At 52.7% G+C, this 9,782-nt stretch carries 9 protein-coding genes and 1 riboswitch; of the genes, 7 read left to right on the forward strand and 2 right to left on the reverse strand.

The features are described 5' to 3' along the window. Positions 1 to 706: 706 nt before the first annotated feature. Positions 707 to 2,011: a DUF2515 family protein gene (locus tag M891_RS0118240; RefSeq protein WP_028539814.1), complete on the reverse strand. Its 1,305-nt coding sequence runs from the start codon at positions 2,009 to 2,011 to the stop codon at positions 707 to 709. A 147-nt stretch (positions 2,012 to 2,158) separates the two neighbouring features. Here M891_RS0118240 and M891_RS0118245 point away from each other — a divergent pair, with 147 nt between their 5' ends. The 7 genes from M891_RS0118245 to M891_RS0118275 all read left to right on the forward strand — a co-directional run bounded on the left by M891_RS0118245 (position 2,159) and on the right by M891_RS0118275 (position 9,348). After that, positions 2,159 to 2,527, forward strand: a complete 369-nt coding sequence (locus tag M891_RS0118245) for a thioredoxin family protein (protein WP_016310944.1) — start codon at positions 2,159 to 2,161, stop codon at positions 2,525 to 2,527. Between the two features lie 152 nt (positions 2,528 to 2,679). Continuing rightward, positions 2,680 to 3,675, forward strand: coding sequence for a COX15/CtaA family protein (locus tag M891_RS0118250; RefSeq protein WP_028539815.1), 996 nt, complete (start codon positions 2,680 to 2,682; stop codon positions 3,673 to 3,675). Between the two features lie 175 nt (positions 3,676 to 3,850). After that, on the forward strand, positions 3,851 to 5,617 hold the full coding sequence (locus M891_RS0118255; protein WP_028539816.1) for a UbiD family decarboxylase: 1,767 nt from the start codon (positions 3,851 to 3,853) through the stop codon (positions 5,615 to 5,617). Between the two features lie 14 nt (positions 5,618 to 5,631). Next, complete coding sequence (locus tag M891_RS0118260; protein WP_028539817.1) at positions 5,632 to 6,348, forward strand: Cthe_2314 family HEPN domain-containing protein; 717 nt, start codon at positions 5,632 to 5,634, stop codon at positions 6,346 to 6,348. Between the two features lie 127 nt (positions 6,349 to 6,475). Further along, positions 6,476 to 6,632, forward strand: a riboswitch (SAM riboswitch). Between the two features lie 89 nt (positions 6,633 to 6,721). Then, on the forward strand, positions 6,722 to 7,735 hold the full coding sequence (locus M891_RS0118265; RefSeq protein ID WP_028539818.1) for a methionine ABC transporter ATP-binding protein: 1,014 nt from the start codon (positions 6,722 to 6,724) through the stop codon (positions 7,733 to 7,735). After that, on the forward strand, positions 7,735 to 8,403 hold the full coding sequence (locus M891_RS0118270; protein ID WP_016310949.1) for a methionine ABC transporter permease: 669 nt from the start codon (positions 7,735 to 7,737) through the stop codon (positions 8,401 to 8,403). The genes M891_RS0118265 and M891_RS0118270 overlap by 1 nt, the downstream gene beginning before the upstream one ends. A gap of 63 nt (positions 8,404 to 8,466) precedes the next feature. Next, positions 8,467 to 9,348: a MetQ/NlpA family ABC transporter substrate-binding protein gene (locus M891_RS0118275; protein ID WP_016310950.1), complete on the forward strand. Its 882-nt coding sequence runs from the start codon at positions 8,467 to 8,469 to the stop codon at positions 9,346 to 9,348. A gap of 224 nt (positions 9,349 to 9,572) precedes the next feature. On the opposite strand, the gene M891_RS24150 is transcribed toward M891_RS0118275, so the two are convergent. After that, positions 9,573 to 9,782 (reverse strand): IS3 family transposase (locus M891_RS24150; RefSeq protein ID WP_036700941.1); only part of this gene is annotated, 210 nt, incomplete at its 5' end.

A 9,782-nucleotide genomic window follows, 5' to 3' on the forward strand; every position in this document is an offset into this window, starting at 1 on the left:
TGGAGGGGATTAGGTCGTGTCGTGCGTGTCACGTAGGGGTGTGGTTGTATGGTTGTATCCCGCTGGGAGCTATTGCACGATTATCCCTTTCGGTCAGAGAAGGTAGAAGGTAGAGGGTGCGAGGGGAAGCATCGTGTGGTTTGACAGTGGGTGGGCGGCAAGTCGTTGGGGAAAGCTCGATGCTCCAAGGGTGTGCGGCTGGGCGCTTTTGCACCATTATCCCTTTGGTTCAGAGACGTTAGAGGGTTATCCCCTTGGTTCAGGGGGAGTTGGGTGTGAGATGGGTATAAATAAGTAGGTAATTAGCAGGCGCATATAAGGCGCATATAAGGCGGTTAGGTGTTGGTCCTTGTGTTGTGTTGGTTTAATTGCTTCAGTTTAAAATAGCTTTGTCTGATTTAACGGGATAATGGTAAAAAAGAGCTGGCTCGGGAGGTTCCTTGGCGGTAGGAAATTGAGCTCGGAGCTGGAGCAGGTGAAGCACTTCAGCCACACGGTTAGTGAACGCTCCTCTAACATCATCATTTCTCGCAAAAGGATCTAGGATGTTGTTTGGGTACAGTGTAATTTCGTTTGGATTGCTCAGCTGTCTGATTTAACGGGATAATGGTGAAAAAGAGCTGGCAGCGAGGGGTGGTACTCTCGCAGATAGATGGGAGGACGGCGACAGGAGTGGGGTTGACGAACAAGCTCAACCCCGCTCCTGTCATTGCTCCTCCACCGCATCGTGCACAAATGCGGTGGTGAGGATGCCGTTCCTGTGCGAGCGGCTGATGTCGCACAGGAACGGCGCCTTTGGCGCGCTGATGTCGTCCAGCGCGCGGGTGTCCTTGAGCCAATCCTCCCTAGAGATTGGCTCATAGGCGGTGTCGCCCCAAGCGCTGAGCAGCTTGGGGCTGTAGAGACGCTGGCCCGGCGGCAGCGTCTCCTGGGCGAGAAGCTCTGACCCCTGTACCTTGGCGGTCAGAGCTTCTTCTAAATTGGCCGTGAACAGTTCCGGCCAATAATCGGCCCGCGAGCCGCTGTGCGGCACGCTCGCGGCGAAGCGCTCCGCGCCGCTGCGCACGGCGCGGTAGCCCATCAGCATCGCGTACAGGCTCTTGCCTAACGCGATGCGGGCCTGCAGGCTGCCGAAGTCGGAGACGGTGCGCCCCGCGAGGCGGCGCACTTTGCTCCCGGCAGCCCCGTCCCCTTCCGCCGCTTCGCTCAGCGGGAATACGATTTGGTTTAATCCCGCCAAGCTAAACAGGCGGAAATTCAATTTATCCGTGACCTGCTTCTGGAAGTAAGGATGGCGTACCACGCGTTTTTCGATATAATTTTGTTCGTTGATAATGAGTCCGACGGTCAGCAGAGCGCTGCCGCGGTCGATCCAAAACCGCTCCCAAAACGGCCGCATAAAACGCGAAACGTGAAAATACGGGAGCAGGTGGAACCGACTGGCCCCGAGCTCCCGGCTTTTCATATACAGTCTGAGCTGCGGATAAGCGTCCTGAAAAATCAGGGCGTTGCACCGCTCCAGAAACCGATACGTGAGCCGCTTCTCTTCCGCATCAATCGCATCGGCCATACGGCTGCTTTGCAGGTCTGTCATGTTCCAGCCGGCGTTCCGCGAAACCATATGCGCGAGGAAGGCCCAATGCAGCTCCGGGCATGCTTGATAGCAGGCGAGATAAGCTGCCGTCCGGCTGATATTGTTGGCTCCGGCCAGACGGGTTTCCTCCGCGATCGCTTCGGCCAACTGCAAATCCTCAGCGCTGTAATCTTCTCCTGCTGATGCGGAACGAGCGGCCGCAGAACGCCGCAGCAACTCCTCGATTTCACTGATGACCGTCCGGGCAGCCGCTTCGTTCCAGCCCAAATCCACCGTCTCTTTCCGCAATTCAGAGGAATCGGAAAGCACGGCGGTTTTATTTTTGAACATCGTTGAGATTGCGGCGGGCAGGCTGGACATCCATCTTTTCAGGTTGACGGCCTTCCCGTTCCCGGTGTCTTGGCGGTGGTCTTCCATGGATTCCGCCTCCCTTCTACCTTGGATCGAGCGTCCGAATATTTGGCGGCCGGCTAGGCATAATACTATCCAGTATGTCCAAAAAGATTGACTTCCACTCCCGCTTTTGGTTGACTAGAAGTATCCTGATGAAAGGAAGGATCATTCATGAAAAAAATTACATCCCCCGCGGAATTTCAAGTCAGCATTCAATCCAGCAACCTGATCGTAGCGGTCTTCAAAGCCGACTGGTGCTCGGATTGTAAATTTATAGATCCATTTATGCCTGAAGTTGAGGCGAAATACGAAGGTCGACTGACGTTGATTGAAGTCGACGTTGACCAAGTCGGCGATGTCAGCCAGGAGCAAAACATTCTTGGGATCCCCAGCTTTGTCGCCTATACCGATGGCCGTGAGCTGGTTCGATTCGTGAACAAGCTTCGCAAATCCCGTGAGGAAATTGAGGATTTCCTGAACAAGGCGTTGGATGTGTATCATACGCTCCATGACACGCCGGAGACTCGGGATACGTTATAATCTACAATCAGACGGATGCCATTATATTCATCACACCGCCGCAGGGACTTCCCCTTGCGGCGGTGTCTATTTTTCAACATTTTCTATGAAAGTGGTTACTTGATCGGTTATAATGAAAAGGATTAGCGATTAACTTAAAGGTGTGAACCGTTTTGCATACGAAATTTTTAAAATGGCTCAGTTATGCCTCTTGTTTTGTAATGTTTCTGGCGACTCTTGGGGGCAGTGTAGTGACCAAAACGGAATCCGGTCTTGGCTGCGGCAATGATTGGCCGCTTTGCCATGGGAAGTTTGTCCCTGCACATACGCTCGCTTCCATGATTGAATATTCACACCGGGCAGTCAGCGGGGCGGCCGGTTTGTTTTCTTTGGCAGCGTTCATTGCGTTTTGGATGTACCGGAAGAACCGGAAGGATCTCCAGTTGTATTCCTTGATGGCTTTAATTTTTGTCATGGTACAGGCTGTGATGGGGGCGATGGCAGTCATATACCCTACGTCGTCCGCCGTTATGGCGCTGCACTTCGGGTTCTCGTTGATCGCTTTTGCCAGCTCGATCATGCTCGTTCTCGGCATCCGCGAGGAAGAACGCGGACAAGCTGACCGCAACGCAGGGCGTCGTTCGCAAGACCCTGTGCGTCCATCTGGATCGGGAGCCCGCGTGTCCAAAGCGTTCCGCAATTTGACTTGGTTTGCGACGGCTTACACATACATTGTCGTTTACCTCGGTGCGTATGTCAGCCATACGGACTCGGCGGGTGGCTGCAGCGGTTGGCCGTTATGTAACGGGCAGCTTCTTCCCGGTTTATCCGGCGGGGAAGGGATCGCCTTTATTCACCGGGTTGCGGCTGCTCTGTTGCTGGTCGTGATCGCCACGGTGGGCCATTTTGCCTACCGCAAGCATCCCGAACTGCCGGGCATCCGTAAGCTGGGCGTTGCCGCCACGGTGCTGGTAATCATTCAAGTGCTGACCGGGGCAACCATCGCGCTGACGATCAACAACTACCAGATTTATCTTTTCGCTTCGCTGGCGCATATCATCGTGCTAGCCTCCTTGTTTGGGGTTCTATGTTATTTAAGCGTCCGAGCTTGGCAGTTGAGCCGGACCGCCAAGGAGGTACAGGCTGCACCGGCTGATAAAGCCGTTTAACCTGCGCTTCATGGCGTCAGGTTTCGGCGACAACTTCCGCGATTGCGCCGGGATTGTCATGAATCTGTAGAATGACTGGGCATCCCGAGGGGGATGAGGTAAGGTATACTTTTGTCTATAGTGTAAAGTTACGCAACGACCGGGCGCTGACCCGGTCTTTTAGGAGGATCAGGAGATGAGCTACAAGAATCTGCGTCAATGGATCGATGCACTGCAAAAAGAAAACGACCTGGCAATCATCGATGTGCCGGTTGATCCTTACCTGGAGTTAGCCGAAATTCACCGGCGGGTCATCGATGACGGCGGCCCGGCTCTGCTGTTTACCAATGTCAAAGGTACGCCTTTTCCCGTGGCAACAAATCTGTTCGGAACCCCTCGCCGGGTGGAGATGGCCTTTGGCCCGCGACCAGAACAGCTTGCTAACCAATTGGTTGACGCGATACATAAACTGCTGCCGCCGACACCTAAAGCGATTTGGAATGAGCGCGGACTGATCCGCGACGTTTTGAAGGTTGGCATGAGAACGGTATCCAAAAAAGACGCCCCGATTCTTGACGTCTGCCGAACGGAAGCGCCGCTGAAAGACCTGCCGAAGGTGACCAGCTGGCAGAAGGACGGCGGTCCGTTTATTACGTTGCCGCTGGTGTATACGGAAAATCCGTTGCAACCGAAAGAAAACAATCTGGGAATGTACCGGATCCAATTGTATGATGATCAAACCACCGGCGTGCACTGGCAAATCCAAAAAGGCGGCGGGTTCCATTACCATGAGGCGGAGAAACGCGGCGAACCGTTGCCGGTATCCGTGTTCCTGGGCGGACCTCCAGCGATGATTGCCTCGGCGATTTCACCGGTGCCTGAGCATCTATCCGAGCTGTTGGTTGCTTCCTTCATTCTTGGTGAGAAGCTGCCGATGGCCGAAAACCCGCTGGGCGGTCACCGCATTCCGGCCGAATCGGAATTTGCCATCTTTGGGCTGGTGCCTCCGCATGAGCGTCGACTGGAAGGGCCTTTTGGCGATCACTTTGGCTATTATTCCTTGCAGCATGAATTCCCTGTGCTGCATGTTGGCCATATGTGGCATCGGAAGGATGCCATCTACCCGGCAACCATCGTTGGTAAACCGCGTCAGGAGGATTATTATCTGGGCGATTTCCTGCAAAAGCTGCTGTCGCCGGCCTTCCCGATCGTCATGCCGAATGTGCGCTCGCTTTGGACGTATGCGGAGAGCGGATTCCATGCCTTGAGCTCGGCGGTTGTTCGGGAGAGCTATTCCCGTGAAGCGCTGGTGTCCGCCTTCCGGATTCTTGGGGAAGGTCAACTTTCACTGACCAAATTCCTGATGTTGACGGACAAGCTGATCGATCTCGCCGATTTCCGTCTGCTGCTGAAGACGGTTCTGGAACGATTTGATCCACGCACGGATTTGTTTATTCTAAACAACACTTCGCATGATACGCTGGACTACACCGGCCATAAGCTGAATCACGGCAGTAAGGCGATTCTGATCGGCGTAGGCGAGCCGATGCGCGAGCTGCCTCGGGCGTACGAGGAAGGCGAAATCGCGGAAATCGATTCGATCCAAGTATTTCATGACGGATGTCTTGTCGTTTCTGGTGCATCCTATGAGGACGAGCCGGAACTGGCCGAGCGTCTGCTGGGTCGTCTTCGCGAACGCGGGACCGCTTGGCCGCTGGTGGTGCTGGTGGATAACGCCGAAGCCGCGGCTCATGATCAAACGGCGTTCCTGTGGACGGTGTTTACGCGGTTTAATCCGGCCAGCGACATCTACGCGGCTTCCGAGGTGCGCCAGCATCATCTGTCCTACAGTTTGCCGCTCGTTATTGATGCCCGCATGAAGCCAGGGTACCCGGATGAGCTGTTCCCGCAAGAGGATATCGTGTCCTTGGTGGATCAGCGTTGGAAATCCTACTTTCTGTGAAATGAGGAATGCCTATGCTGCGAAGCTTGCTTGGGGAGCCGCCTCGCCAAAATGAGGGGCGGCTGGCCGATACGATCAGCGCGATGACGCAGACCGTGAGGCTGCTGCAGAAGGAAATCAAGGAGCATCAAGACCCTACGCATGATTTCCGCAAGCTGGAGATTTGGGTGCACGGATTGATCTCTTCGTTGGATGAGCTCGAACAATGCTTATATGCCGCTACCTTTTTTCGCCAAAAGGTACATACCGAATTTGTTGAAGACATGGACCCGATGGAACGGGCGGATTATGCGAGATATGTGTATTTTTACAAGGATGGGTTCATTCGCGTGTTCTCGGCGCTGGACAAGCTTGGGACGGTGCTTAATGAACTGTTTGAGTTGAACACGTCGAAGGTGAAGTCGCGATTCTCCTATTTTACGGTGTTGCGCCAATTTACGACGCTGAAGATTCACACTGAACTGGGGAGCCGGTTGAACGCGATTAAAGAGACGTACCGGGAAGCGTTAGGCGTGTTGCGGCGCCGGAGAAATACGGAAATTCACTACATGAACTCGGAGATGAAGGACGACTTGTGGCAACGGCATCAGGCGTTGTTTGGCAAGGTCGCCCTGGAAGACCTGGATCAGCATATCCGGGATCTGGAGCAAGGATACCAAATGGTATGTGACACCTATTTCACGGTATTTGACTACATCAATCATAGATGGAAAAAAATTACGGCGATCTAATCCGATCGCCATTCTTATTTTTCCTCTTTACAAAACGAACAAAACTCATTATACTCATCAATAGTTTTACATGACAGGTTAACATTGATGTAATTTCACAAACGACTCTTTTAATTTCATATTTTATTTCTTATCGAGAGAGGCGGAGGGAAAGGCCCGATGAAGCCCAGCAACCGATTCGCCCGTGAATGATGCGCGGAATGAAGCGCACTCATCACGGCCGAATGTCATGGTGCTAATTCCTTCAAAACCGATGTGATTTACTCGGTTTTGGCAGATGAGAAGGCATTGTCTTTACGTAAAGAGAGCCCTTTGAATCTGTTAGGGCTCTTTTTGTTATATTTCCGCATGTTAGGAACAGGAGGTTAGCCGATTGATTGAACTGAAGGGCATTACGAAAATCTATCGCACCAAAAAAACGGCAACCCCCGCACTGTCCGGATTAAATCTGAGCGTTCGCAAAGGGGAAATCTTCGGTGTCATCGGTCATTCCGGTGCTGGCAAGAGTACGTTGATCCGGTGCATCAATTTGCTGGAGCGCCCGACCGAAGGCGAGGTTTGGGTCGGCGGGGTGGAGCTGACGAAGCTTGGCAAACGTGAGCTGCAGCAACAGCGCCGCAAAATCGGCATGATTTTTCAACATTTTAATCTGCTGTCCTCGGCTACCGTCTATGATAACATCGCATTTCCGCTGACGCTGATCGGAACGCCGAAGGCGGCCATTGCGGAGAAGGTCAATGAGCTGCTGGCTCTCGTCGGCTTGGAGGAGCACCGTGACAAGTATCCGGCGCAGCTGTCCGGCGGTCAGAAGCAACGTGTTGGTATCGCCCGGGCCTTGGCCAGCGAACCGGATGTGCTGCTGTGCGACGAGGCCACCTCGGCACTGGATCCGCAGACGACGGATTCCATCCTGAAGCTGCTGCTGGACATCAACAAGCGGTTCCAGCTAACGATTCTGCTGATTACGCACGAGATGCATGTCATCCAAAGCATCTGCGACCGTGTAGCGGTTATTCACCGAGGCGGTATCGTAGAGGAGGGGCCGGTGACGGAGGTGTTCCTGAAGCCGAAGCATCCGGTAACCCGGGAGTTTATTCATCGGGAGTCCGGGGATGAAGGCTTGAAGCTGGCGACTTCGGTTCCGCATCCAGAGTGGTCGAAGCTGGTGAAAATCACGTTCTTAGGAGCGAAAACCTACGAATCGGTCTTGTCCCAAGTTGTTCGGGAAACGGGCGTCAACTTCGCCATCCTGCAAGGCACGATTTCAGCGATTAAGGATATCCCGTACGGTCAACTGACCGTATCGTTTGAAGGTGAAGATGACCGGGTGGAGCGCACGCTGTCGCTCCTGCGGGAACGTGACCTTGACGTGGAGGTGATCGAATAATGGCTGGATTGGATCTCGGAACCATCGATTGGGCGGAGATGGGAACGGCGACACTAGATACGCTGAAGATGATGGGGTTTGCAACCTTGTTTACGTTCTTGATCGGGCTTCCGCTCGGGGTGTTGTTGTTCACCTTCTCACGTTCTCAATCCTTGGTATTAGGTTGGGTTTACCGGATCATTTCGCTCATTGTTAACATCCTTCGCTCGGTTCCGTTCATTATATTGATCGTTGCGTTGATTCCAGTCACGCGGGCGATCATGGGCGTATCGACCGGTGTGGAAGGGACAATTCCGCCGCTGGTGATCGGGGCGGCCCCGTTCTTTGCCCGCTTGGTAGAAACGGCGCTGCGCGAGGTGGATCGCGGAGTGATTGAAGCATCCCAAGCCATGGGCGCTTCCTCATTCCAGATCATCCGCAAGGTGCTGCTGCCAGAATCGCTGCCCGGCCTCATCGCAGGCATGACGATTACCGTAGTCACGTTGGTATCCTATACCGCCATGTCAGGCATGGTCGGCGGCGGTGGTCTCGGCGACCTGGCGATCCGCTACGGGTATTACCGGTACGAGACAGGAATCATGATCGTTTCGGTGATTTTTATGGTCATTCTGGTGCAGGTGCTGCAAATGCTGGGTGACCGCTTGGTGATTTATTTTACGCGGAAATAAGGAAACTTAAATATATAACACCATCCTTATTCAAAAAAACATTTTTAAGGGGGAGAACCTGCAATGAAAAAATGGACTTTATCTTTGTTAACGCTCGTATTGGTACTGGTACTGGCTGCTTGCGGGAGCAATAATGCCGCGAATAACGGGGCAGCAGGAAACACGGCAGGTGAAACGTCAGCCGCTGAAGGGAACGCCGCAGATTCGGGGAACCAAACTGCAGCTGAACCAGTGAAGCTGGTTGTAGGTGCTACCGTACCACATGCTGATATCTTGAAATTTATCGCGCCGAAGCTGAAAGAAGAAGGCGTTGAGCTGGAAGTTAAAGAATTCACCGATTATGTGCAACCTAACGTACAACTGTATGAAAAAGAGCTGGACGCAAACTACTTCCAACATCAGCCTTACCTGGATGAGCAAAATAGCCAAAACGGCTTTGACCTCGTACCGGTTGTAGGCGTACACGTTGAACCGTTTGGCGCATACTCCAACAAAATCAAATCCGCTGACGAGCTTGCGGACGGCGCGACGATCGCGATCCCGAACGACCCAACCAACGGCGGCCGCGCACTGCTGTTGCTGCAAAAGCAAGGGTTGATCAAACTGAAGGATGACGCTGGAATCACAGCAACTGCGAAAGACATCGTGGAAAATCCGAAAAACCTGAAGTTCAAAGAAACGGATGCAGCTATGCTGCCTCGTCTGCTGCCAGAAGTAGATCTGGCGCTGATCAATACGAACTTCGCGCTGGAAGCGAATTTGAACCCGACGAAGGACGCCTTGTTCATCGAGGATAAAGATTCGCCATACACGAACCTTCTGGTTGCTCGCCCAGACAACAAAGATTCCGAAGCGATTCAGAAGCTGGCGAAGGCGCTGACTTCCGATGAAGTTCGCACGTTCATCAACGATACTTATGAAGGTGCTTTGGTACCGGTATTCTAAGGAACAAGAAGCTGGATGATCCCGCTGCGTGTGCAGCGGGATTTTTATTTTTATTTGGGTAGCTTAAGAGCGCCAGTCGTATCTAAACTGCAAAAGTGCAGTCCATTTCCGGCAAAACCTTCGATTTTACGTCGATGAAATGTAAAAGCGGCTAGGCCCCCTAAATCCGGAGTCCTGACCTACAAGTTTTGTGTTATCGCAGTCNAGCTCATTTTCTTGTGTGTTTACATCGATTTATGGAACTTTGAGGTATCCTCTAGCATTTTGACCCATAACGAAAACTTCATGGGAGCCATATGCTTCAGGCTACCATGCATTCTTCGATAATTATAAAAGTCCATATATTGATCAAGTGCGATAAACGCTTCTTCAAACGTCATAAATTCTCGTCTGCTAAACAAGTCGCGTTCCAATATGCTATGAAATGATTCGAT

It is taken from the genome of Paenibacillus sp. J14 (assembly GCF_000518465.1).
Lineage (GTDB): Bacteria > Bacillota > Bacilli > Paenibacillales > Paenibacillaceae > Fontibacillus > Fontibacillus barengoltzii.